23 protein-coding genes are annotated in these 22,742 nt (G+C 64.9%); 5 read left to right on the plus strand and 18 right to left on the minus strand.

Annotated features, from left to right (window positions below):
• The 7 genes from G552_RS0100005 to pyrR form a co-directional block, all read right to left on the minus strand.
• A partial coding sequence (locus G552_RS0100005; RefSeq protein WP_027881146.1) for a helix-turn-helix domain-containing protein occupies window positions 1-319 on the minus strand: 319 nt, incomplete at its 3' end.
• 66 nt (window positions 320-385) lie between these two features.
• Window positions 386-904, minus strand: a complete 519-nt coding sequence (locus G552_RS0100010; RefSeq protein WP_027881147.1) for a DUF11 domain-containing protein — start codon at window positions 902-904, stop codon at window positions 386-388.
• Window positions 905-1,018: 114 nt separating this feature from the next.
• Window positions 1,019-1,693, minus strand: coding sequence for a response regulator transcription factor (locus tag G552_RS0100015; RefSeq protein WP_027881148.1), 675 nt, complete (start codon window positions 1,691-1,693; stop codon window positions 1,019-1,021).
• A gap of 39 nt (window positions 1,694-1,732) precedes the next feature.
• Window positions 1,733-2,221, minus strand: a complete 489-nt coding sequence (locus G552_RS0100020) for a hypothetical protein (RefSeq protein ID WP_027881149.1) — start codon at window positions 2,219-2,221, stop codon at window positions 1,733-1,735.
• 5 nt (window positions 2,222-2,226) lie between these two features.
• Window positions 2,227-3,537 carry a dihydroorotase gene (locus tag G552_RS0100025; protein WP_027881150.1) on the minus strand — a complete coding sequence of 437 codons (1,311 nt, stop codon included), beginning with the start codon at window positions 3,535-3,537 and terminating at the stop codon, window positions 2,227-2,229.
• A complete protein-coding gene (locus G552_RS0100030; protein WP_027881151.1) occupies window positions 3,534-4,478 on the minus strand; it encodes an aspartate carbamoyltransferase catalytic subunit in 945 nt (314 codons plus the stop codon). Before G552_RS0100030 ends, G552_RS0100025 begins: the two co-directional genes overlap by 4 nt.
• Window positions 4,475-5,017: a bifunctional pyr operon transcriptional regulator/uracil phosphoribosyltransferase PyrR gene (gene pyrR / locus G552_RS0100035; protein WP_027881152.1), complete on the minus strand. Its 543-nt coding sequence runs from the start codon at window positions 5,015-5,017 to the stop codon at window positions 4,475-4,477. Before pyrR ends, G552_RS0100030 begins: the two co-directional genes overlap by 4 nt.
• 257 nt (window positions 5,018-5,274) lie before the next feature.
• Between pyrR and mnmA the strand changes: the two genes are divergently transcribed.
• The 3 genes from mnmA to G552_RS0100050 are packed head-to-tail and all read left to right on the plus strand — an operon-like array spanning window position 5,275 to window position 8,020.
• Window positions 5,275-6,375, plus strand: coding sequence for a tRNA 2-thiouridine(34) synthase MnmA (gene mnmA, locus G552_RS0100040; RefSeq protein ID WP_027881153.1), 1,101 nt, complete (start codon window positions 5,275-5,277; stop codon window positions 6,373-6,375).
• A gap of 19 nt (window positions 6,376-6,394) precedes the next feature.
• Window positions 6,395-7,321, plus strand: a complete 927-nt coding sequence (locus G552_RS0100045; RefSeq protein WP_027881154.1) for a sodium:calcium antiporter — start codon at window positions 6,395-6,397, stop codon at window positions 7,319-7,321.
• 9 nt (window positions 7,322-7,330) lie between these two features.
• Window positions 7,331-8,020: a Dph6-related ATP pyrophosphatase gene (locus G552_RS0100050; protein ID WP_027881155.1), complete on the plus strand. Its 690-nt coding sequence runs from the start codon at window positions 7,331-7,333 to the stop codon at window positions 8,018-8,020.
• Here G552_RS0100050 and G552_RS0100055 read toward each other — a convergent pair.
• Together G552_RS0100055 and trxA are read right to left on the minus strand one after the other, a co-directional pair.
• A complete protein-coding gene (locus tag G552_RS0100055) occupies window positions 8,001-9,227 on the minus strand; it encodes a cytochrome P450 (protein WP_027881156.1) in 1,227 nt (408 codons plus the stop codon). The two genes, G552_RS0100050 and G552_RS0100055, sit on opposite strands and share 20 nt — an antisense overlap.
• A gap of 10 nt (window positions 9,228-9,237) precedes the next feature.
• On the minus strand, window positions 9,238-9,597 hold the full coding sequence (gene trxA, locus G552_RS0100060; RefSeq protein WP_281167326.1) for a thioredoxin: 360 nt from the start codon (window positions 9,595-9,597) through the stop codon (window positions 9,238-9,240).
• A 72-nt stretch (window positions 9,598-9,669) separates the two neighbouring features.
• Between trxA and G552_RS14420 the strand changes: the two genes are divergently transcribed.
• Both G552_RS14420 and G552_RS0100070 read left to right on the plus strand, forming a co-directional pair.
• Window positions 9,670-10,035 (plus strand): DUF309 domain-containing protein, encoded by a 366-nt coding sequence (locus G552_RS14420; RefSeq protein ID WP_036270053.1) that lies wholly within the window; start codon window positions 9,670-9,672, stop codon window positions 10,033-10,035.
• Between the two features lie 116 nt (window positions 10,036-10,151).
• On the plus strand, window positions 10,152-12,110 hold the full coding sequence (locus tag G552_RS0100070) for a PhoX family protein (RefSeq protein WP_036270054.1): 1,959 nt from the start codon (window positions 10,152-10,154) through the stop codon (window positions 12,108-12,110).
• Between the two features lie 118 nt (window positions 12,111-12,228).
• Here G552_RS0100070 and G552_RS16875 read toward each other — a convergent pair whose 3' ends face one another.
• The 9 genes from G552_RS16875 to G552_RS0100110 all read right to left on the minus strand — a co-directional run bounded on the left by G552_RS16875 (window position 12,229) and on the right by G552_RS0100110 (window position 22,742).
• On the minus strand, window positions 12,229-14,448 hold the full coding sequence (locus G552_RS16875; protein ID WP_051195608.1) for a sensor domain-containing diguanylate cyclase: 2,220 nt from the start codon (window positions 14,446-14,448) through the stop codon (window positions 12,229-12,231).
• A gap of 134 nt (window positions 14,449-14,582) precedes the next feature.
• Window positions 14,583-15,911: a S8 family serine peptidase gene (locus G552_RS0100080; protein ID WP_027881160.1), complete on the minus strand. Its 1,329-nt coding sequence runs from the start codon at window positions 15,909-15,911 to the stop codon at window positions 14,583-14,585.
• Window positions 15,912-16,031: 120 nt separating this feature from the next.
• Window positions 16,032-16,856 (minus strand): LamG-like jellyroll fold domain-containing protein, encoded by an 825-nt coding sequence (locus G552_RS15775; RefSeq protein WP_051195609.1) that lies wholly within the window; start codon window positions 16,854-16,856, stop codon window positions 16,032-16,034.
• A gap of 12 nt (window positions 16,857-16,868) precedes the next feature.
• Window positions 16,869-17,570, minus strand: a complete 702-nt coding sequence (locus G552_RS14430) for a WD40/YVTN/BNR-like repeat-containing protein (protein ID WP_051195610.1) — start codon at window positions 17,568-17,570, stop codon at window positions 16,869-16,871.
• Window positions 17,571-17,646: 76 nt separating this feature from the next.
• Window positions 17,647-17,802, minus strand: a complete 156-nt coding sequence (locus G552_RS16175) for a hypothetical protein (protein WP_156890649.1) — start codon at window positions 17,800-17,802, stop codon at window positions 17,647-17,649.
• A gap of 93 nt (window positions 17,803-17,895) precedes the next feature.
• A complete protein-coding gene (locus G552_RS16880; RefSeq protein ID WP_342664851.1) occupies window positions 17,896-19,536 on the minus strand; it encodes a tetratricopeptide repeat protein in 1,641 nt (546 codons plus the stop codon).
• Between the two features lie 149 nt (window positions 19,537-19,685).
• The gene (locus G552_RS0100100; protein ID WP_027881161.1) at window positions 19,686-20,849 is read right to left on the minus strand and encodes a BMP family ABC transporter substrate-binding protein; all 1,164 of its coding nucleotides are present in this window, start codon (window positions 20,847-20,849) and stop codon (window positions 19,686-19,688) included.
• A 52-nt stretch (window positions 20,850-20,901) separates the two neighbouring features.
• Window positions 20,902-21,864, minus strand: a complete 963-nt coding sequence (locus G552_RS0100105; RefSeq protein ID WP_027881162.1) for an aromatic ring-hydroxylating oxygenase subunit alpha — start codon at window positions 21,862-21,864, stop codon at window positions 20,902-20,904.
• A 20-nt stretch (window positions 21,865-21,884) separates the two neighbouring features.
• Window positions 21,885-22,742, minus strand: a complete 858-nt coding sequence (locus G552_RS0100110; protein WP_027881163.1) for an ABC transporter permease — start codon at window positions 22,740-22,742, stop codon at window positions 21,885-21,887.

Consider the following 22,742-nt stretch of genomic DNA (forward strand, 5'->3'; position numbering starts at 1 on the left):
CATTCCAACAGCGGTCTTCCGCCAGCTTATCCCGCATAAACTGCAAGGCCTCTGCGTGGAGTTTGCGCCGATTGCCTTTCTGGGGACGATCCGCCAGTCCCTCGAACTTCCGGCTTACCCAGGCATTCAGCGCTGCGCCAACCGTCCGCACGTGGCATCCGACATACCCGGCAATCCGACTCATCTCCCAACGCTGGTTCGACAACCGAATCATCTGACTGCGCAGCCTCACCTTCTTGTTCATGTGGGGGCTTTGCTCGATAGCCCGCAGTTGTTCATCCTCTTCTTGGCTCAACTCAATGTACCGAAAGTTTCCCACTGTAAAAGTCTATCGTGAGTGTACTTAAAAGAAAAGAGTCGGTTCATTCCTGGATTCCTCCTTAAACTAACGCACGACGACGCGAAGCCTGAGCAAAACGGTTTGCTTGGCTTCCATCTGGGGCAAAATCCAACGCACATGGGTGTACTCCTCGGGTTTGACCTCCACTTCTTTCTCGACCTCCTTGCCCCCTTCCACCACCCGCACCTTGCGCTTGAGGGGGGGTTGGCCGTAGGTGCGCCCCCCATCGAAGCTGAACTCCGGGGCCACCAGGGCCTGGCCTAGCCGCAAAGGCTGGGCGCTACCCTGCTGGTAGGCGGTGCCGGGGGGGATGGGGATGACCAGCGCCACCTGGCGTAGCGGGCTATTGCTGGTGTTCAAAGCGGAAAGCTGGTACTCCAGTAGCTCGCCCGGTTTGGCCTCGAGGGCTGCCTCAAGGCGCTCCACCCTGCGACCCTGCTCCTCTACCACCAGAACCCGAAACGCCTTCAGCTCGAGCCGGACATCACTCCGCTGGGCTAGGGCTAGGGCCAGCAGCAGAGCCAACCCTAAACTCCACCATCGTTTAGCTTCAACAAGTTGCATCATAGGCACCTGCGTACACCCCTTGGGGGGTTTGTACCGAGGTGCGATTATAGCAGCCTACTGTTCAAAGACTTATGCAAATGCACATCCCCCCATTTGGGGGGGTGGCCCTATCTATTGGGGAGAAACCAGGCGATACCCCTGACCAAAAACGGTAGCGATGTAGCGGGGGGTTTTGGGGCCGTCGCCTAGCTTGCGCCGCAGGAGGGCCACGTAGCTGTCCACCACCCGCTCGTCTACGCTGCTGCCCCGCTCGGCCCCCCAGACCCGCTGCAGCAGGCGTTCGCGGCTCCAAACCTCGCCGGGGTGGAGGGCCAGGCTGAGCAACAGCTCGAGCTCCGTTGGCGACAAATCCAGCAGACGTTCGCCCTGGTAGACCTGGCGCCGTTTGAGCAGGATGCGCAGGTCACCTACCTGGATTTCCTGTTCGGGCCGGCTGCGGCGCAGCAGGGCTCGAACCCGCGCCACCATCTCGCGCACGCTCATGGGCTTGGTCAGGTAGTCGTCGGCCCCCAGCTCCAAAGCCCGCACTCGAATCTCCTCCGTGCCCTGGGCGCTGATGACCAGGATAGGCAGGTTCCACCCGGCCTCCCGCAGCTCGCGGATGACCTCGAGACCGCCCAACCCGGGCAGGCCCAGATCCAAGAGCATCAGGTCGGCCTGGGGAGCCATCTGCACCGCATCCAGGCCGTTGTCGGCCAGCCACAAAGTATACCCCTCGCGCCCTAGAGCTGAAGTCATCAGGTGGGCCAGTTGGGGGTCGTCTTCTACAACCAGCAAGCGTTCCATCTGCGCTTGCTGAGTATAGCGAAGTTGCCCCGGGCTGCGCTAAGGCAGTACCGCTACCCGGGCCACCAGGCTACGGAACTGGAGGGTGCCCGCGGTAGGCAGCCCCCCCTCGAGCCGCACCCCCAGCCATAGCTCCCCGCTGTTAATGCCGCTGGTCAGCCTGCTGTGGCTGAACTCGAAGCGCTGGATGGCCCCGCCACTAAAGCCCACCTGCCCTAAAGAGGCGATGCCCGGCCCGTTGGGGTCGCAGAGGTAAAGTTCTTCCGAACCTACCCGAGTAGGCGAGCAGGGGGTGGTATCAGCAGCGTAAAAGCCCAGGGTGGTGTTTTCCTGCCGGTAGGTGAGGTAGCCCTCGAGGGCTACTTGGGAGAGGGGCAGGGGGGGTTTGTCGAAGCTCTGCTTGACGAAGAGCACCCGGTCGCTGGGCACCAGGGCGATGTTCACGTCGAAATCGGCCAACGGCACCCGCAGTGGGGCGTTGGTGCAGCCGGCTAGCAGGCCCAGTAGCAAAATCTTCCAGAAGCGCATATAGCTCAGTACAGCAGCTCAGGATGAGAAGCAGAAAAGACCACCCGCCCCGCCACCAAGGTCAGGCCAGGCCAGCCCTGTAGCCGCCAACCGGCCCAGGGGCTGTAGCGGGCCTTGGAGGCAAAGGCCTGAGGGTCGACCGGGCGGGCCTCGGCAGGGTTCCACAGCACTAAGCTGGCCTCAGCCCCTTCCTCCAGGTGGATGGGGGCCAGGCCCAGCACCCGCCGGGGGCCATCGGTGAAGCGCTCGACCAAGGTGGCCAGGGGGAAGCCTTGCTTCTCGACCAGCTCGGTGTAGAGCAAAGGCCAGGCCACCTCGAGGTTGGGTATCCCGAAGGGGGCCCGTAGCAGGTCGAGGGCTTTTTCATCCGGGGTGTGGGGGGCGTGGTCGGTGCCGATGCAGTCGATGCTGCCCTCCAGCAAGCCCTCGAGCAGGGCCTCGAGGTCAGCCCGGGGGCGCAGGGGTGGGGCCACCTTGTACACAGGGTCGAAGGAGGCTAAAGCCGCATCGGTCAGGGTCAGGTGGTGGGGGGTCACCTCGGCAGTGACCGGCAGGCCCTCCCGCTTGGCCTGGCGGACGAGCTCCAGCCCCCGCCGGGTACTCAGGTGCTGGATGTGCAAGAGCCGGGGTACGGAAGGAGCGTACTCCAGGGCGTAGCGCAAAAGCTCGAGGTCTCGAGCCACACGGGCCGACTCGGCGTAGGCTGGGTTACCCGGCAGGCCCAGCCGGAAGGAGACCTCCCCCTCGTGCATCACCCCCCCTCGCCTTAGGCCAGCATCCTCGGCGTGCACCGCCACTACCAGGCCCCAGGAGGCGGCGTAGCGCAGGCCCAGAGCCAGCACCCCGGCCTCCTCGTTGGTGCGCCCGTCGTCGGTGAGCATCACCGCCCCAGCCTCCTGCAAAAGCCGGGCCTCGCTCAGCCACTGCCCCTCCTGCCCCTGGGTCAGGGCGGCGGCGGGATGAAGCCGGGCTTGGCCAATCTGGCGGGCTTTTTCCCACAAGGCCCGCACCGCCTCGGGGGTGTCCACCACCGGCTGGGTGTTGGGCATCGAGACCACATCGGTATAGCCCCCCCGGGCCGCTGCGGTGAGGCCGCTTTCTAAGTCTTCCTTAACCTCCTGCCCAGGCTCGCGTAGGTGGGCGTGGGGGTCGCAAAAACCAGGGGAAAGCACCAGGCCCTTTGCTTCCACCACCTTAGGGGCCTCCCCGCCCGCCAGCGAGAGAATCCGCCCCTCGCCAATGAGCACATCGGCCTGGCCGAAGTCGCCCCGCCCATCCACCAGCCGCACATTCCTGAAAAGGATTTCGCCCTTCATCCTTCACTCCTTTTGCGCCCCACCAAGAGGTGGTACAACACCGCCATCCGTACTGCCTGCCCATTGGCCACCTGCCGCTCCACCAGGCTCTGCGGAGCCTCGGCCAGAATGCCTTCCAGCTCCACATCGCGGTTCATGGGACCGGGGTGGAGCAAGGGGGCCTGGGGCTTGGCCCAGCCCAAGCGGGCCTGGGTGACCTGGTAGGCCGCGATGTACTCCGGCAAGGAGGGGAGCAGGCCCTTGTCCATGCGCTCTTTTTGCAGGCGTAAGACCATCACCGCATCGGCGTCTTCTAGGGCCTCGCGCAAATCGGTGGTAAGGCGGGCCCCCGGCAGGCTGGCCGGCAGCAGGGTGGCCGGGCCACAGGCCACCACCGCGGCCCCCAGCAAGGGCAGAAGCTCGGCGTTGGAGCGGGCCACCCGGGAGTGCAAAATATCCCCCACGATGGCAATTTTCCTGCCCTCGAGGCTCCCCAGGCTCTGCAGCAGGGTAAAAGCGTCCAGCAAGGCCTGGGTGGGGTGGGCCCGCCAGCCATCCCCGGCGTTCAGAACGGGCTTGCCCAGCCAGCGGTAGGCCTGGTGGCAGACCCCAGCCGCATCGGCCCGGATGATGTAGGCGTCGATGCCCAGCTGCTCGAGGGTACGCAGGGTGTCACGGTAGGTCTCGCCCTTGGTGGTGGAGCTCATGGCCCCGCTAAAGCTCACCACATCTGCGGACATACGCCGGGCCGCCAGCTCAAAGGAGATGCGGGTGCGGGTGGAGGGCTCGAAAAAAACCGTGGCCACGGTGAAACCGGTCAGGGCCGGCACCTTCTTCACCGGGCGGGCCAGCACCTCCTGCATCATGCGGGCGGTCTCGAGGAGGCTCTCGATCTGGGGCCGGCTCCAGTCCTGGAAGTCCAGCAGGTGGGGGGGAAAGGTAGGGGTGGCCGAGGCACTCATACCTCCACCTCCCACAGCTCCACCGCGTCCTCGCCGTCGTCTTCCTGGGTCTTGACCTTGACTACCTCGCTTCTGGCGGTCGGCAGGTTCTTGCCCACAAAATCGGCCCGGATGGGCAGCTCGCGGTGCCCCCGGTCGACCAGCACCGCCAGGTAGATACGGCTGGGCCGGCCCAGGTCAATCAGGGCGTCCAGGGCTGCCCGGGCCGTGCGCCCGGTGTAGAGCACATCGTCCACCAGCACCACCGCCTTGCCATTGAGGTCGAAGGGGATGCGGGTCTCGCGCACCTTGGGCTGGAGGCCAATCTCGGTCAGGTCGTCGCGGTAGAGGGTAATGTCCAGAATGCCCATCGGAAGGCACTTGCCCTCAAAGCGCTCCACCAGCTCCACCAGCCGGCGGGCCAGGCTAATGCCCCGGGTATGAATCCCCACAAAGCACAGACCCTGGGTACCCTTGTTTTTCTCAATCACCTCGTGGGCGATGCGGGTCAGGGCCCGGCGCACCTCGTCTTCGTTGAGCAGCTTGGATTTGAAGGTCAGCTTCTTTTCCATGGGCCACCTCGAGGCCTAAAAAAAGCGCCCCAAACGGGCGCGGCGCTAGGTTTGTTTTTACCTTCGATACCGTTCATCAGCTCTCCTTTCCGACCTCGCAGGATCGGCTTAAAGGTAGGGGGCTACCCCCAGGCCATGCTAAAGCCCGGGGGTTCAACGGTCAACCATTGCTAGGATGGCGTATCCCCTTGGGTAAGCTAGCTGCCATTCTTTGGTGCATACTACGTTAAACTGAATGGCTTGGGATGTCGAAGGGTCGGGTACTGGCCGCCATGAGCGGGGGGGTAGACTCCTCGGTGGCTGCGGCTTTGCTCAAGGCGCAGGGCTACGAGGTGATTGGGGCCATGATGCGCTTCTGGCCCGACCACAAGAAGGACGACTGCTTCGAGACCTGCTGCTCGCCCGACGCCGCCTACGAGGCCCGGCGGGTGGCCGACATCATCGGCATACCCTTTTACCTGCTCGACTACCGTGAGGAGTTCGAAGAGAAAATCATCGCCCCCTTCATCGCAGGCTACCAGGCCGGCGAGACCCCCAACCCCTGCGTGAACTGCAACACAAGGGTGAAGTTCGACTCGCTCTTGAAGAAAGCCCGGACGCTGGGCTGCGACTACGTCGCCACCGGGCACTACGTCATCAACCGTGAGGGGGGCCTGTACCGGGGCGACCCCAGGAAAGACCAGACCTACTTCCTCTGGGGCACGCCCAAAGAAGCCATCCCCCACCTGCTCTTCCCGGTAGGGCACATGGAAAAACCCCAGGTACGGGCCCTGGCGGAGCAGTACGGCCTACCTACTGCCAAGAAGCCCGAGAGCCAGAACATCTGCTTTGTGCAGGGAGACCTGAAGGACTTCCTGGCCCAGCACATCGAGGCCCGGCCCGGCCCTTTGATTGACCTCGAGACCGGCCAGCAAATCGGCCAGCACGCCGGGGCGCAGTTTTACACGGTGGGCCAGAAAAAGGGCCTGGGGCTTTGGAAAAGCCACCTCGAGCGCTACGTCGTGCGGGTCAACCCCGCCACCAATGAGGTGGTGGTGGGGCCAAAGGAGGCCTGCTTGTGGGGGGGCCTCGAGGTGCGCGAGACCAACCTCTTGGTGGAAAAGCTGCCGGAAAAAATCGAAGTCCAGGTGCGCTACCGCACCCAGCCGGTGCCGGCCTGGGTAGAGGAAATCCACCCAGGGCGGATGGTCATCCGGCTAGAACGGCCCCAGTTTGCCGTAACCCCGGGGCAGTCGGCGGTCTTCTACCAGGGCGACCGGCTCTTGGGTGGGGGCTTTATCGCCCGGCCTTTGTACAACGCCCTCGAGGCCTCCCAAGGTTTGCCTTTTCCCGCTATGGCCCGGTAACCTCGAGCCGGAGCCATCTATGCTACTTTTCCTCGCCTTTATAGGCAGCCTGGCCTTGCTGCTACTGTCTGCCCGGCTTTTTACCAGAGCCGCCGAGCGCGTGGGCCTAGCCCTGGGCATGTCTACCTTCATGGTCGGCGTGGTCATCGTGGGGGTGGGTACCTCCCTGCCGGAGCTAATCTCAGGGCTTTTTTCGGTCAGCCAGGGCGTCTCGGAAATTGTAAGCGGCAACGTCCTGGGGGCCAATGCCGCCAACCTGCTCTTGATTCTGGGGGTAAGCGCGGTCTTCTCGGTGCTGCGCCCGGTGTACCTGGGCGAGAGCTACATCGCCATCGACCTACAGTTCTTGGTGGGCTCGGCCTTTGTCCTAGGCGTGGTGATGTACGACGGGGTGGTTAGCCGGCTCGAGGGGCTATGCCTGCTGGGCGTCTACCTGGTGTATGTGCTGTACTTGCTCAAGGAAGGCAGCTCGGGGGAAGCCAAAAGCCCCCGCCCCCCTCTGAAAAAGCTCGACCTGCTTATCCTCGTGCTTTGCGCGGTGGGCCTCTACTTCGGGGCGGAGTGGACGGTGAATAGCCTGCAAGGGCTATCGGCGGGCCTGGGCGTGCCCCCGGCCATTGTGGCGGTAACCCTTCTGGCCCTGGGCACCACCCTGCCGGAGCTAGCGGTCAGCCTCAGCGCGGCCCGGCGGGGCAAGGCGGCCTTGGCGGTGGGCAACATCCTGGGCTCTTGCATCTTCAATGCCCTGGTGGTGGTCGGGGCAGGGGCGGTCTATGGCACGGTACAGGTGCCCGCCGAACTCACCAGCTTTGCCCTGCCTTTTGTGTTGGGGGCCACGCTGTTGTTTTACCTGCTGGTGCAGGATCGGCGCATCTCTAGCTGGGAGGGGCTATTGTACCTGGGCATGTACGGCCTGTTCGTGCTCAAGATCAGCGGGCTGGCCTAGACTCTTATTGTGCACCGCGTCCTACTTTCCTGGAGCTCAGGCAAGGACAGCGCCTGGGCGCTCTACCAGCTCCGCCAGCAACCCCAGGTAGAGGTGGTGGGCCTTCTGACCACCTTCAACCAGACCGCCGACCGGGTTTCCATGCACGCGGTACGGCGCACTTTGGTCGAAGCCCAGGCCAGGGCCGTTGGGCTGCCTTTGTGGCCGGTATACCTACCCCACCCCTGCACCAACGCTCAGTACGAGGAAGCCATGCACTCCGTGCTACAAAAAGCCCGGCAGGAAGGCATCACTCACCTGGCCTTTGGCGATTTGTTCCTGCAAGAGGTGCGCGACTACCGGGTACGTTTGCTGCAAGGAAGCGGCCTCGAGGCCCTCTTTCCCCTTTGGACAGCCCCCGAAAAGACCGCCCAGCTCGCCCAAGAAATGCTGGCGGCGGGGTTGCAAGCGGTGCTCACCTGCCTGGACCCCAAGCGCCTTTCCCCTATGTGGCTGGGCCAACCCTACGACGCCAAACTGCTGGCCGCTCTGCCGCCAGGGGTCGACCCCTGTGGCGAGCGAGGGGAGTTTCACACCTTCTGCTATGCTGGCCCTATGTTTGCCCAAAGCATCCCGCTGCGGGTGGGAAAAACCCTTTGGCGCGAGGGGTTCTGCTTCGCCGACCTGTTGCCGGCCGGCCCTACCAGGCCACCGGCATAGCTTTGTGCCCCCGGATGACAAACCCCCCAGCGTACTCCACCTGGTCGGTGGCCAGGTGAATGCTGGGCAGGCGTTTGAGCAGGGTCTGGAAGGAGACCTGCAGCTCGAGGCGGGCCAGCGGGGCCCCCAGGCAGTAGTGGATGCCTAGGCCAAAGGTGAGGTGGGGGTTTTCCCGCCGGGTGAGGTCGAGCCGGTCGGGGTGGGCAAACTGCCGTGGATCGCGGTTTCCCGAAGCATACATCAGGGCTACCTCCTGGCCCCGCTTGAGGGGAATGCCGCCAAACTCGAAGTCCTCTAGCACCCAACGCTCGAACATGGGCAGGGGGGTATCGTAGCGCAAGAGCTCCTCCACTGCCAGCTTGAAAAACTCGGTGTGGTTCTTGGCCGCGGCCTCGAGGGCCCGCTCCTTCTCGCCGGGGTTGCGCTCCAGGGCTAAAAACCCCGCTGTGGTGCCGTTGACCGTGGCCTCGTGCCCCGCGTTCAAAAGCAGGATGCAGTTTGCCACCAGCTCGTCAGGGGTGAGCCGGTCACCCTGTTCTTCCACCTCGACCAAAGCCGAGATCAGGTCATCGCGGGGGTTTTTGCGCCGTTCATCGGCTAGGGCACGGATATACGCCGAGAACTCCACCACCGCCTGGTTAGCCTCGCGGGCCTGCGCATCGGTATAACCCAGCTCGTAAAGCTTGACGATCTTGGCTGACCAGGGGCGCAGCAGGGGCCGATCCTCCTCCGGCACCCCCAAAAGCTCGGCAATTACCGTTACCGGCAACGGCTCGGCATAGTCCTTGAGCAGGTCCATCCCCCCCCTATCCTCAGCCTGGTCAAGCAGGCTGTTGACGATGGCCTGTATCTTGCCCCGCAAGCTCTCCACCCGGGCTGGGGTGAAGGCCTTCATCATCAGGCCCTTGAGCCGGGTGTGTTTGGGCGGCTCGTTGTCGAGTATGTGGTTTTCCTGGAAGTGGTCGAAGTCGCGGGTCAGGGGGTTGGGCGGGGGCCAGCCCAGCTCATCGCGGGAGAGGATATGGGTAATCGAGCGGCCTAGCCTTTTGTCCCGCAATAGCTGGGCAATCTCGGCATAGCGAAGAAAGAAAATCTTGTTCCAGACCGGGTCGAAGAAGACTGGCAGGTTTTCCCGCAGCTCAGCCAAGGTGGGATAGGGGTCGTAGATGAAGCCAGGGTCGTTGATGTTGAGGTGATGGGTCTGCATCAGTTTTAGCTTAGGCCCCCACCGAGACGTGTTTGTTTAAGCGGGCCACGAAGTTACTCTTGGGCGCAGCACCGACCATCACCTCCACCGGCTGCCCGTTCTTGAAGAGGATAATGGTGGGAATGCTCATCACCCGGTAACGCATGGCCGTCTGGGGATTAGCGTCTACGTCGAGCTTGGCCACCGTAACCTTGCCCTCGTACTCCTTAGCCAGCTCCTCCATGACCGGGGCCACCATACGGCAGGGTCCGCACCACTCGGCCCAGAAATCCACCAGCACGTATGGGTTTTCCTTGAGGGTTGCGTCGAAGGTTGCGTCGGTAACTTCAATGGGTTTTGCCATAGTTCTTTGCCTCGCTTTTAGGGCCAGGGCAGAGGCCCTTCCGGTCTTCCACTTTAGCACCCTTGGTAGGGGTCAGGGAAAGCCGATACACTTTTTATAGTGAAAGGATCGGCCCTGCTGGAAACCCCCGAGTACCTCGAGGCCATCCGGTTATGGTCCATGGGGGCCTTCTGGGAGGTACACGAAGCGCTGGAGCCTCTCTGGCTCGAGCTTTCCGGGCCTGAGCGCGAACTCACCCACGGCATCATCCTACTGGCGGCTGCGCTACACAAGGCCAGAACCAACCCCAAAGGTGGCTGGCGCAACTTTGCCAAGGCCCTGAAACACCTAGAAAACCTTCCCCAAGCATACCAGGGCATTCAGGTAGCCGTCCTAATCGAGGAGGTGCGCCGAGCCTTGCAGGAAGGGCTGCGCACTCACCCCAATTTTCCCTTGAAAAGCAGCGCCAGCAGAAACAACACCTGACGCGCAAATCGAAAAGTTATACACCTGACAGCGCTTTGACAAGGCAGCCCTAGGTTCAATAGCGGGGTAGAAAACCACAACCACCCTTTTGGAGCTACCCCCGAAGGAGCGGTGTCATGATTGAACTAGAAAAAGCGTTCAACCCCCAGGCCCACGTCGGTGGGCGCTCCCCGGCAACCTGCCACTGGAAGTGCGGCGACGCCTGTGCCCAACCCATCCTGAACCAGAGTGAAAACGACTACCTGCGCGACGTGGTGGAAGAGGCCCTGAGCCGCCGTAGCTTCCTGGCGGCCAGCCTGGGGGGGCTGTTCGTGGTCTCGGGGCTCTCGAGCCTGGCCAAAGCCCAGGGCAGCAGCCTGGGCTTCAAACCCATTGGCCTCTCCACTGAAGACAAAGTGCTCCTACCAGAAGGTTACGCCCACAACGTGGTCATCCGCTGGGGCGACCCCATTCTGCGCGGAGCCAGGCGCTTCGACATCAACAACTGGGACGCCCGCTCGCAAGAAGCCGCCTTTGGCTACAACAACGACTACATCACCTGGCTTCCCCTGCCCGCCTTCGCCTCGGGGAACTCGAGCCGGGCCCTGATCTGGGCCAACCACGAGTACACCAACCCCGAGCTGATTTTCCCCGGCTACCAGCAGGGCAAGCCCACCCAGGAACAGGTGGACATTGAACTAGCCGCCCACGGCGGGAGCGTGGTAGAGGTGGCTCGCAGCCGCGATGGCCGCATTGAGTACCTGCCGGTTTCGGTCTACAACCGCCGTATCACCGCCACCACCCCCATGGAGCTCACCGGCCCCGCCGCCGGCCACCCCCTGTTGCAGACCAAGGCCGACCCCAGCGGCAAACGGGTGCTGGGCATGCTCAACAACTGCGCCGGCGGGACTACCCCCTGGGGCACGGTGCTGAGCGCCGAGGAGAACTTCAACCAGTACTTTGCCGGCAACAACGCCCTGGCGGATGGCCCGGTCAAGCGCAGCCATGCCCGCTACGGTTTGCCGGGCGGGGCCAGTGGGCGCCGCTGGGAGCAGTTCTACGACCGCTTCGACCTGACCAAGGAGCCTAACGAGCCCTTCCGCCACGGCTGGATTGTGGAGATTGACCCCTACGACCCCACCTCCACCCCCAAGAAGCGCACCGCCCTAGGCCGCTTTAAGCACGAAGGGGCCGAGACCACCCTAGCCCCCAACGGTCAGGTGGTGCTCTACATGGGCGACGACGAACGCTTCGACTACGTCTACAAGTTTGTCACCAAGGGCCGCTTCAACCCCACCGACCGCAAGGCCAACCTGAACCTGCTGGACGAGGGCACCCTCTACGTGGCCAAGTTCAACCCCGACGGTACGGGGGTCTGGCTGCCGCTGGTCTATGGCCACGGCCCTCTCACCGAGGCCAACGGCTTTAGCAGCCAGGCCGATGTGCTGATCCACACCCGGCTGGCTGCCGATCTGCTGGGCGCGACCAAGATGGACCGGCCCGAGGATGTGGAGCGCAACCCGGTTACGGGCGCAGTTTATGCCGTGATGACCAACAACTCCCGCCGCACCGCAGCCCAGGTGGACGCGGCCAACCCCCGGCCCGACAACCGCCACGGGCACATCATCGAGCTGTTGGAAGCGGGCAACGACCCCACCGCGACCACCTTCCGCTGGGCTTTGTTCCTGGTAGCCGGGGAACCCTCCGACCCCAGCACCTACTTTGCCGGCTTCCCCAAGGACAAGGTTTCGACCTTCTCCTGTCCCGACAACATCGCCTTCGACCAAGCCGGCAACATGTGGATTGCCACCGACGGCCAGGATAGCTCCATCAAGAAAAACGACGCCGTATACGCTGTGCCTACCCAGGGGCCCGAGCGCGGCTACGTGCGGCAGTTCATGTCGGCGCCGGTGGGGGCGGAAATCTGCGGCCCCATCTTCACCCCCGACAACAAGAACTTCTTCGCCGGCATTCAGCACCCCGGCGAGGGCGGTACCGTAGAGAAGCCGGTGAGCTTGTGGCCCGATGGCACCAACCCCCCGCGCCCCTCGGTGGTTGCCGTGCGCAAGCTGGATGGTGGCCTCATCGGCAGCTAGAAAAGCCACACCCCTAGGCCAGCTTCCCCAAAGGGGGAGGGTGGCCTAGGTAACAGCGAGGTCAGGGTGGGGGCCCTGGTAGTGCCTTTGGTGAACGGGTATCCCTGCTGGCCCCGGCCTAGATCAAAGCCACGCCCCGGGTCTTGGCCTGATACATCCGTGTATCGGCCAGGGAAAGCAGACTATCGAAGTCGGCCCCATCCTGAGGAAAACTGGCCAGACCAAAGCTGGCTCCCAGGTGAATGCCGCCCAGGGCAACCGAAGCGATCTGTTCCGCCAGGTGTGTGGCCAGGGTTTTGGCCCCGCTCGCATCGGTATGGGGCAGCAGCAAGGCGAACTCGTCGCCACCCCAGCGGTATACCCGGTCACTATCGCGGGTGTGCTGCCGCAGCACCTGGGCTACCCTCTGCAAGGCCTGATCCCCCGCCGCATGCCCCAGGCGGTCGTTGACTGGTTTGAAATTTTGCAAGTCCAGCACCAGTAGCGACAGCGAATAGCCATACCGCTCCGCCCGGTTTAGCTCCTGGGCAAAATCCTGGTCGAAAGCCCGCCGGTTCCCCAGGCCGGTAAGGGGATCGGTGCGAGCGGTGGCCTCGAGCAAAGCCCGCTGATGTAGGCCATAGATTAGTGCCCCAATGGGTTCGGCAAAAAAGCGGGCTGCTTCCAGGGAGTCCTCGGCAAAGGCCCTAGCGTCATGCAGGTTTTCCAGGTTGAGCAAGGCCACCACCCGCCCCCGGTAGGCCACCGGCAGGGCTAGGCTGGCCTGGATCTGCTCCAGTCGACCAGCCTCCTCGAGGCCGGCTATCCCCTGGGATTCGGCCTGAATCACCCGCCGCAAGGCCTCGCCCTGCAGCAGCCGGGGCTCTCCTTGAAGCCAGCTCTGCTGGTCTTGGTCGTACCACCGGAAGACTTGGTCTTCACTGAACGCCAGGCCCCTAAAGGTGACCAAGTCGTAGCCCAAAGCGGCTTTGTAGCGGTAGCTCGAGTCCTCCCACACCAGCAGGCTACCCGCCTCCGCCCCGGGCACCCGCTCCACCGCCTTTTGCAAAATCTCCTGGTATAAACCCTCTTCCAGGCCCTGGTGGGCCTTCTGCGACAGACCCAGGATGGTCTCCCGTTGCACCAGCATTTCCTGCCGCTGCAAAGCCCGGCCCAAAATGCGGGCTGCCGCCAGCAAAAGCCGCCGTTCCCCCTCGGTCCACCAGTGGGCCTCGCGCTGGGCCAGCACCAGCAGATGGCGTGCACGGTGTGGGCCGGTAGGCACCGGCAACAAGGCCAGCCCACCCACCCCGGCCTGGGCCAGGTGGGGCGGCGCATCGGGCTCCAGCCAGTAGCGGCTGGTGAATCGGGCTTCCCCGGTCGCTAACACCTGCCAGCCCGGCCCCTCGGCAAAGGGAATGCCCTCGGGGTACAGCGCCATCAGCCCCGCTGTATCGCCCCGCGAGACTAGAAGAAGCAACCGGCTGCCCCTTTGCTTGAAAATAAACCCTGCCTCTAGCTGCAAAAAGTGGCAAAGGGCCTCGAGGCCGTCCTCCAAAGCATCGCGGTCGGCCTGCTCGAGTAGCTCGCTTAGGCGTTGCAAGAACGCCGCCTGCTCCCTTCCTTGTAGCCGGGTAAGACGCTGGCCGACCATATCGGCAAAGCGCTCCAGGCTTTTGGCCTCGGTGGGGCTTAGGGGGCGTGCCGTGACCAGGCGGAGCAGGTAGAGCCCCTCCCCCTCCACCGACAACACCAGGGTGAACCCCCCGGCCCTATCCAGCTGCTCCAGCAAAGCCATCTGCCCCAGGGCGTGGGCGCTATTCCAGGCGGCCACCAGGCGCAGGCCTACCGATGGGTGGTAGGAGAGGGTGGCTTTGCGCAGGGGCAGGTCGGTCAGCAGGTCGGCCTGGGCATCCCGCTGCCATACCTCTACAAACCGGGCCAGCGGGGCCAGCAACCGGGGCAGTGCCTCTACCAGTTCATCGAAGCGGGTCGCACGGGAAACCTGCTCCGATGCCTCCAGCAGCCAGGCCAGGCGGCGGTGGGCCCGGCGCAGGCTATGCCCCACCCGGTCGGCCAGGTACAAGGTCGCGGCCAGAACGGGTAGGAGCCAGAGGGCCTGGCCCAGGCCGTGGCCCAGAGCTTCAACCCCCCAGGCCAGACCCGCTAAGGGCAAGGCCCAGAGCCAGCCCAGGCTCGAGGCCAGGGTGGCCAAGGCCATCATCAGCCAGGGCAAGGCGTAGAGGCTGGTGGGGGCTACCGAAAGGGGGAGGAAGGGCCCTAGCAGGTGCACCAGTACGTAGGCCAGCAGGGCCAGGCCGCTGATCAGGTAAACCTGCGCAAGGTGGCGTCTGGGCATACCAAGCACCTTTTGGCCTACACTACACCTTGAGCCTAATTTGCCGCAATCGCCGGGGCTTTGGCGGTGATATATGCCGCATGCAAAATGGCCCAGCGGGGTGTCCGCTGAGCCCACAAAGCGCCAGAGCAACCCTAGGGCGCTTGAGACAAGTCCAGCATCCCGCTACCCACCGCCTGAGGGGGGTAAGGAAGGGACTTGGCCGTTTTCTTCAGGTTTTCCTCGAGCTGGGCCGGGCTCAGGCCGGGCTGGGCGGAAAGCCAGACCGCCATGGCCCCCGCCACCAAGGGGGTGGCGAAGGAGGTCCCAGTGCAGAGGCCCAGCCCCCCTCCCGGCTGGGCACACGTAAGCTCTGTGCCCGGAGCGGCCAGATCCACATAGGCCCCCTGGGTGCTGTAGGGCGCCGGGGCCCAGCCTGTGGGGGTAGCCTCCAAAGCCCCCACCGCCACCAGGCCCGGCAGGGGGAAGGCCGCGGGGTAGTGGGTGGGGCTTCCGTGCTGGCCCTGGTTCCCCGCCGCCGCGGCCACCGGGTAGCCCTTCTCTAGGGCGAGCGCCAACACCGCGCGCAGGAGTTCCACCGGCACACTCCCCCCCAGGCTCAGGTTGAGCACGGTAGGCCCCTGGGCGTTGTCCAAGACCCAGCAGACCCCCCGCACCACCCGGCTAGCCTTGCAAATCTCGTTCTCGTCGCAGACCCTTACCGGCAGAATCTGGGCCTCGGGGGCCACCCCCAGAACCAGGTAGGCCGCCCCGGTGCCGTGCCCTCCCGGGAAAGCATCCTGGGGGATAGGGTCATCCTCCACAAAGTCGTAGCCGGGGCGCTGGGGAATGCTTTCGTCTACCCCAGTATCCAGCACCGCCACCACCACCCCACGGCCCCGGTGGCCCCGCCCGTGGGCCGCCGGAGCCCCCACCGCTCCGGGGCCATCCAGCCCGCCTAGGTTCCAGAGGCTTTCGGGGTCGGCCTTGTACTCGGGGTCCAGGCTTTCCAGCTCGGCCAGGGCCTGGCCCAGGGGTTTATCAAACCCTACCCGCACCAAATCGCGGGCGCAGGTGTTGCCTAGACTTTCTCGCTCTAGAAGGCTAAAGCCTCGGCCCTCCAGCCGGCTTAGGCTGGCCCTAGGCGGGAGGGAGACCACGGCCACCCCGGCCTCCACCTCCTGCCCCAACCGGCCCAGCACCCCCAGGCTGGCCCTGGCTTCCCGGCCTGCGCTTTGCACCACCACTTCTTGTGGCCCTCCAGGCAGGCTGGGGACGGTGACGTAAATCCGGCTGCCCTCCCGCCGGGTGACTGGGGCCTCAGTTCCGCTGATTCGTACCTGGGCCGAGGAGGCCTCGAGGCCCGAGAGCTGGATTTCGATCTCCTCCCCCACCGCCGCCCGGCCCGGGTACAGGCTGATCGAAGGCGGCTGGGGCGAGCAGGCGACTATCAAAAAGAGCCAGCATAACCAGCAAAAACGCATACCCATCCTCTCTGCTAGGAACGGTGCGACCATCCATGTCGAGCACCCGTATTGGCATGCCCCAGACTCTAGCCCAGGCACCCTTAACGCAAGCTTAAAACCCCGGCCTTGGGGCCAGGCCTAGAAAACCCCCACACCTAGGTTGTAGATGTTATTGATGCTTGCAGGGGAAAGAGGCTGATGGTACAAACCTAAACCGGCCATGGCGAACTCACAGAGGGTATTCGTATTCGGAAGCCGGCTTTTCCCGATCAGAACCGACAGGTTGTTCGCCGCGTTCACCGAACCCAAAGGGAAACTCCCCGCGGGGTTACCGTCTATATAAAAGGTCAGGCTCCCACCCCCCACCACCACGGCCAGCAGGTGCCAGATCCCACTATTGACGGTGGCGTTGGCGGGAAAGCCTCCGCTAGCGGTGAAGGTGTTAGCCCCGATCTGAACCTTGGGGATGGCCTGCCCGCCGCTTTGATCCAGCCAGACGGCGTATCCGGTCTGGCTTTGGGGGTCGTACTTGTCTATGAGGCTGGCGATAAACCCGGAGCCGCACCCCACCACCCGAACCCAGGCCAGGAAGGTGGCGTTCCCGGTGGGGGTAAAGTCGGGGCTATCGGGGGCCTCGAGGTAGGGGCCGTAGAAGTAGAGCGAGCCGTTGGGGGTGCCGGGATCCTGGGCGGGGCCGTGGTTCCCTAGGTCGGGCACCGGATCCAAAAATCCCTGGTTGCCGGAGGAGTCATACACTAGAGCCTTGTCAGGGGAAGCGGAGCCTGGGGGCGGGGCGGTGTCCTGGACCGCGTTGCTCAGAACGGGCTCGTTAAAGCAGTAGAGAACCGCGGGGTTGCCCGAGAGGATGGGGCCGGCCGTAGTGCAGGGGCCGCTTGTCGGCGGAGGAGAGCAGGCCGGCAGGCCGAGCAGGAGCAGAAAGCCAACGAGGATGCGGGTCTTCATCGCCTACCTCCTCTAGGGCAGGGTGCGGAGGGTGGCGTTCCCACCCACCGCCACAAACCGGTCGCAGAGATCCCCCACCACGCCGAAGAGGTAGGTGCCAGGAGCGTTGGCATTGTGGGGGGTCCAGTTCGCGCCGTCGGCCGAGGCCAGGATCGTCCCGCCAGCCCCCACGGCCACGAAGAGGCCCGAGCCATACCCGTAGTCCACCCCCCGCAGGTCCTGGCTGGTACCGGAGGTTTGGGGGGTCCAGTGGATCCCATCGGGGGAGGTCAGGATCCAGCCCCCATTGCCCACGGCCACGAAGAGAGGCCCCCCCGCCGCAGCCGGCCGATAGGCCACCCCGTTCAGGTGGTTAAGGGGATTGGGAGGGTTGACCGTCCCGAAGCTCCAGGCGGCTCCGTTAGCCGAGTAAAGGGGTACGCCGCCCCAGCCCACGGCCACGAAGAGGCCCAGGTCCGGGGCGTAGGCCACCCCGCGTAGGTTCTCCGGGGTGGGGGCGGGGGACAAGGGGGTCCAGCCCCAGCCCGGAGGCCCGCCCGAGGTAAGGATGGTGCCATTGTTCCCCACCACCACGTAGAGGCCCGCCCCGCAGGCCACGTCGTAGAGGCTATCGGTGGTAGAAGAAAAGAGGGCGGTCCAGTTGCCCGGCATGCTCAGGGGGGCGCTCAGGATGGTGCCGTTTTGGCCCACCACCAGGTAGTGGCTCAGGCTCACCCCCGAGCCCAGGAGGGTGTTCGTTGTGGACGAGTTCTGGGCGGTCCAGATAAAGCCGTTGAGGGAGGTGATCAGCCTACCCCCCCAGGCCCGCCGCCACCCAGGTGTTGGGGCTCCGGGTCACGGTGTAGAGGATGTCGGTGGGAAGGATCGGGGCCGACTGTACCGTCCAGGCTGTTCCTCCCGGCCAGGGGCAGCTCGAGGGCGGAGGGCCGCCCCCGCATCCAGCCATAAGGATCAAAAGGATACTTATGGGAATCAGCCTATTCCGCATGGTTCACCTCCTACGCCTGTAGAGTGTAGGTAGTGGGCCCTTAAACCAGCCTTAACGCTCCTTGAAACCGTCCAAGCGGCTGCGGTAGCGCTGGGCCAGAACCGGGTAGTTGGCCTCTTCCAAGAGGGCCACGGCCTCCTCGAGGGTGGCGGGGTCGGCCCTAAGCTCGGCCAGGTTGGCCAGCACCGCCGCAGTCAACACCCACTCGCGTGCCCCACGGGCGGCAGAAAGGGCCTCCTGATAAGCCTTTTCGGCCTCTAAAAGCTGTCCTTGGCGGTGGTACAGGGCTCCCAGGTTGTTCCAGGCCCGGCCTACCGATTCTAGACTCCCGGCCTTCTGGCTCCAGCCCAGCGACTCCCGGTACAAAGCCTCGGCCTCGGCGGCCTGGCCCTGGCGCTCCCGCACCACCCCCAGGTTTAGGGTAACCCTGGCCAGCAGAAGCGGCACCCCCTGGGCCGCCTCCTGGGCCTCGGCCAAAACCCCTTCCGCCCCCACATCGCCCAGCTCAAAAAGCGCGGCAGCCCGGTTGTTGAGCGCATCGATCTGGCGGGCGATCTCGCCCACGGCCAGAAAGCGCACCGCCGCCCGGGCAAAGAGGGCCTCGGCCTCGGCGAAGCGGCCCTGGCCGAAGGCCAGAAGCCCCTTGAGGTTCAGGGCCTCCCCCTGGGGCCAAGCCCCACCCCTGGCCGCCTCTTCGGCGGCTTCCAAAGCCTCGGCCACCTGGCCCAGGCGGAAGAGAATGTTGGCCCGTACCGCTGCCGCCTCGGCTGTAGCGGGCAGGCCCGCCAGCAGCCCCAGGGCTTCCCCATAGCGGCCCAGGCGTTCTAAGGCCCGGGCCTGGTAGAGCTGGGTGGCCTCCTGGGCGGGGGCCTCGGCCAGGATTTCCAAGGCCCTTAGGGGGTTCTCCGAAAGCAGGCGCCGGGCCTCGGCCAAAAGGGCCGTTCCGGCCCGCTCCCGGTCTTCTGGGCCCCACAAGTCCCGGGCCTGGCGGTAAAACCCCAGCGCCTCCCCCAGAGGAAGCTTACGGGCCAGCTCCAGGGCCACCTCCTGGGCCTCGAGGGGCAGGGGAAGCCCCTTGGGCAGGGGGTTGCCAGCCGCGCTCACCAGCCCCTCGCGGTACAGCAGATCCAAAGCCTCGGGTAGCAAGGCCACCACCTCCCCAGCCCGCCTTTTGTCCAGGTACAACGCCCAAAAAGCCCGGCGAACCTCCCGGGGCAAAGGGGTAGGGTCGGGCGCGGCGGGTTCCTCCACCTCCAGCACCCAGCGCACCCCGGGCAGCCCCTGGGCCTCCCGCAGCAAAGCCCGGGCTTCTTCCGCCAGGTTCAGGGCGTAGCGAATCCGGGCCGCCCGGACAAAGCCTTGGTAGACCTCGAGGGCCACCCCCTCGCGGGTGCGCCAGCGCCATTCTTCCAGCTCCTCGCCCAGCCTTACCTCCACGCCCTCTAAAAAAGCCCCCCCATACAGCGAACGTACCTCGGCCAGGTTCAGGGTGTGCAGAGCCTGGCGCAACCGGTGCACGTCGGTGTTTAGGGGCGTGCTCAACACCTCCTCTCCCTCCACCAAACCCAAAGGGCGCAGTTGGTTCAGCGCCACCGAGAGGTTGTTCAAGGGGTCTTGCGCCTCAGGCCAGAACAGCTCGGCCAGGTAGCGCCGGGCCTGGGGGCCTTCCAGGGCCAGGTAGGCTACCAGCAAAAGGGTTTGGTACGGGCAAAGGAATTGCCCTCGAGCTCGAGGCCTCCCAAGGTACGCAGCATGGCCCTAGTCTACCCACCCTCGAGGCCCCCTTTTGGTGAAAACACCCCACCCCTATCTGGGGCGGGGTGCCCAGCCCAAAGGCCGGGTCAGTTTTTGGGTTCGTTGGGCCACTGCCCCACAATTCCCGGGGCAGCCCACTCCATGCTGGCCTGGTTGGCCCCTGGCTTGTCGGAGTAGATGGGGTACACCTGGCCCGCCGGAACCCGCAAAATGCCATTGCGGTCGCGGATGGGGCCGGTGAAGGGGCTAAACTTGCCCGCTTTCATGGCTTCGTAACGGGCCATTACCAGGTCGTAGACGGTGGTCTGTTTGCCGGTGAGCTTATCGGTCACCCGCTTGGCCTTAAGGGCTGGCACAAAGGCCGGGTTGATGGGCACGCCGAACTCGCCGCCCAGCTCCACCGCGCCCTCCTTGAGCAGCCACCAGTAGTCCACCTTGTCCAGGTTTCGGTTGGTGTAGGTGCCATTGCGCACCTTGCTCAAAAAGTCGATGTAAATCTTCTCCCAGCGCACTAGCTGGCCCGAGGGCACGGTCTTGGGGGAGAACTTCTGCATGGGCGAGTAGTGGCCAAAAGCCGGCAGGTTGCGCTTGGCTGCGGCCTGGATGACCGCCGGGGTATCCTCGGTGAAGGCGAAGACATCGTTGCCCTGGGCCATCAGGGCGTTGGTGGCCTCGGTGGCCTTGGCCGGGTCGAACCAGGCGTTAATCCAGCGCACGTTGATGGTGGCCCGAGGGTTAACCTCGCGTACCCCCAGGGCAAAGGCCGAGATATGGCGCTTGACCTCGGGGATGGGGAAGGCCGCCACATAGCCCACCTTGCCGCTCTTGGTCAGGGCCCCGGCAATCAGGCCGTTGAGGTAGTACACCTCGTTGAACTCGGCCAGATAGGTCATCACGTTGGGGGCCCGCTTATACCCGGTGGCATGGCCGAAGAGCACCTCGGGGTACTTCTTGGCCGCGTTCAGCACCCCGTCCATGTAGCCGAAGCTGGTGGCAAAAATCACCTTGCAGCCCTCGCTCACCAGCTTGTCGATGGTGGGCTCGACCTGGGCCTCCGGCACCGACTCCACATAGGCGGTCTCGAGCCAGGGCAAAGCCTTCATGGCCTCCTTGCGGCCCACGTCGTGGGCGTGGCTCCAGCCGTAGTCGCCGATGGGGCCTACGTAAATCCAGCACGCTTTGAGCTTGTCCTGGGCCAAACCGAAGCCCACCACCCACACCGCCAACAGTAAAAAGAGGGTCTTTTTCATGCCTGCCTCCTTGTGCCAGAACGCCTCGCTGTACGGGAGCCCGGACAACCGTCTAGGCTGTGCCAAATCCTACCCCAAGCCGGCGCAGCAGGGAACGGTAGGCGATGGCCACCCGGTCGGACTTGAGGTGGAGCTCGGCCTGGAGGTCGAGCGGCAGCCGCTCGGGGCGTTGCGACTCCACAATGGGAATGTCCTGCGCGGCTACCTGATCCTGGAAGGCGCGAATCTCCTCGTCGGACAGATCGCCGTAGTTCATGGCCACATAAAACCAGCCCAACGACTCGAGCTCGCTTCGGGGGGTGACCGCCATGAAGATGGCCAACACCCGCCCCTCCTCGTCCTGCTTGCGGAAGTAGGCGGCCAGGGGCCCCAGCACCTCGTAGGTGTAGCGCACGTAGCGCCCTACGCCAGTCCCGTCGGGGTTGGGCTGGTAGACCCGGATGTCCCGCGCCACGATGCGCTCGCCCAAGACCTCCACCTCGTAGTCGGGAATCTCAGGGTAGGCAGGGTCGCCCAGAAAGCCGGCGTGCACGAAGGGAAAGTGGGCCACATCCAGAAAGTTCTCCACCACCCTGGGCGCACTGGCCCGGAAGGCATAGGGGCCACACATCACCGTGCGGAACCCCGGCTGGCCCCACTCGTAGAAGGGCGGCAGGGAAGCCTGGGGCTCGGCCAGGGCCACCCAGAGCATCCCGTAGGCCTCCCGGCTGGGGTAGACCCGGGCCTGGGCCTTGGCCGGAGGGGTCTGGCCAGCGTGGGCGGGGAAACGCACGCAGCGCCCTCCTGCGGCATAGGCCCAGCCGTGGTAGGGGCAGATGACCTCGCCGTTTTGCACCCGGCCCAGCGAGAGCCGGGCCCCCCGGTGGATGCACAAATCCTGCCAGACCTCGAGGCCCTCCCCCACCGCCACGGCCACCACCTCTTCCCCCAGCACCCTAGCCGCCAGAAGCCCTTTCTCCCGCACCGCCGCGCTCATCGCCACAGGGTGCCAGTGGTGGTACAGCACCTCGCCCATAGTCCCAGACTATACCCAAACTACCGCCGCCCGCGCTCGTAGGGCAGGCCCAGGGCCTCGGGGGCGGCCCCCTGCCGCCGCCGCCAGGCCACCAGGGCCAGCACCACGATTACTAGTGCATAGGGCAAGGCCTGCAGAAAAACCGAGGGAATGGCACTATCCTGCAGGGCGAAACCCAGATAGTACAAGAGGCCGAAAAAGTAGGCCCCCAGCACCGCCCGCAAAGGCTCCCAGGCCACAAAGATGGTCAGGGCAATGGCAATCCAGCCCAGCTGGTTGGTCATGCCCTCGGTCCAGCTACTGCGGTAGCTCACCGCCAGAAAGGCCCCGGCCAGCCCGGCGAACATTCCCCCCGCCGCCACCGCCCAGTAGCGCACCCGGTAGACCGGGATGCCCAGCAGATCGGCAGCCGCCGGGTTCTCCCCCACCGAGCGCAGCACCAGTCCGGCATGGGTCAGGTAAAGGAAGGCCCACAACGCCACCGCCAGCCCAAAGCCCAGGTAGACAAAAGGCATCTCCGGCAGCGGGGCCAGCAACGGCTGCCCCTCGAAGCGCTTGCCCAGAAGCCCGGCCAGCCCCAGGCCCAGCATGGCCAGGGCCAGCCCCGAGACGAACTGGTTGGCCCGCAGGCTGATGGCTACAAAAGCGTGCGGCAGGGTAAACAGCCCCCCGGCCAGCACCCCCGCCAGCACCCCCAGCCCCCCTGAGCCGGTGGTCTGGGCAGTGGCAAAGGCCGCCAAGGCCCCCACCGCCATCATCCCCTCGACCCCCAGGTTCACCACCCCGGCCCGCTCGTTGAGCAGGTTACCCAAGGCGGCAATCAGGATGGGGGTGCCGAAAATCACCGAGCGCAACAGCGCAGCCCAGACCTCTTCCAC

The sequence above is a fragment of the Meiothermus rufus DSM 22234 genome (genome assembly GCF_000423425.1).
Lineage (GTDB): Bacteria > Deinococcota > Deinococci > Deinococcales > Thermaceae > Meiothermus > Meiothermus rufus.

What these genes read in the sequence shown, in the direction of transcription:
- G552_RS0100100 (WP_027881161.1), bottom strand. Translation starts at nt 20,849, where the DNA reads ATGAAAAAGACCCTCTTTTTACTGTTGGCGGTGTGGGTGGTGGGCTTC.
- G552_RS0100015 (WP_027881148.1), bottom strand. Translation starts at nt 1,693, where the DNA reads ATGGAACGCTTGCTGGTTGTAGAAGACGACCCCCAACTGGCCCACCTG.
- G552_RS15775 (WP_051195609.1), bottom strand. Translation starts at nt 16,856, where the DNA reads ATGAAGACCCGCATCCTCGTTGGCTTTCTGCTCCTGCTCGGCCTGCCG.
- G552_RS0100030 (WP_027881151.1), bottom strand. Translation starts at nt 4,478, where the DNA reads ATGAGTGCCTCGGCCACCCCTACCTTTCCCCCCCACCTGCTGGACTTC.
- G552_RS0100070 (WP_036270054.1), top strand. Translation starts at nt 10,152, where the DNA reads ATGATTGAACTAGAAAAAGCGTTCAACCCCCAGGCCCACGTCGGTGGG.
- G552_RS16175 (WP_156890649.1), bottom strand. Translation starts at nt 17,802, where the DNA reads ATGGCTGGATGCGGGGGCGGCCCTCCGCCCTCGAGCTGCCCCTGGCCG.
- G552_RS16875 (WP_051195608.1), bottom strand. Translation starts at nt 14,448, where the DNA reads ATGCCCAGACGCCACCTTGCGCAGGTTTACCTGATCAGCGGCCTGGCC.
- G552_RS0100105 (WP_027881162.1), bottom strand. Translation starts at nt 21,864, where the DNA reads ATGGGCGAGGTGCTGTACCACCACTGGCACCCTGTGGCGATGAGCGCG.
- G552_RS0100055 (WP_027881156.1), bottom strand. Translation starts at nt 9,227, where the DNA reads ATGCAGACCCATCACCTCAACATCAACGACCCTGGCTTCATCTACGAC.
- G552_RS0100010 (WP_027881147.1), bottom strand. Translation starts at nt 904, where the DNA reads ATGCAACTTGTTGAAGCTAAACGATGGTGGAGTTTAGGGTTGGCTCTG.
- G552_RS0100045 (WP_027881154.1), top strand. Translation starts at nt 6,395, where the DNA reads ATGCTACTTTTCCTCGCCTTTATAGGCAGCCTGGCCTTGCTGCTACTG.
- G552_RS0100020 (WP_027881149.1), bottom strand. Translation starts at nt 2,221, where the DNA reads ATGCGCTTCTGGAAGATTTTGCTACTGGGCCTGCTAGCCGGCTGCACC.
- G552_RS0100080 (WP_027881160.1), bottom strand. Translation starts at nt 15,911, where the DNA reads ATGCGTTTTTGCTGGTTATGCTGGCTCTTTTTGATAGTCGCCTGCTCG.
- mnmA (WP_027881153.1), top strand. Translation starts at nt 5,275, where the DNA reads ATGTCGAAGGGTCGGGTACTGGCCGCCATGAGCGGGGGGGTAGACTCC.
- G552_RS0100025 (WP_027881150.1), bottom strand. Translation starts at nt 3,537, where the DNA reads ATGAAGGGCGAAATCCTTTTCAGGAATGTGCGGCTGGTGGATGGGCGG.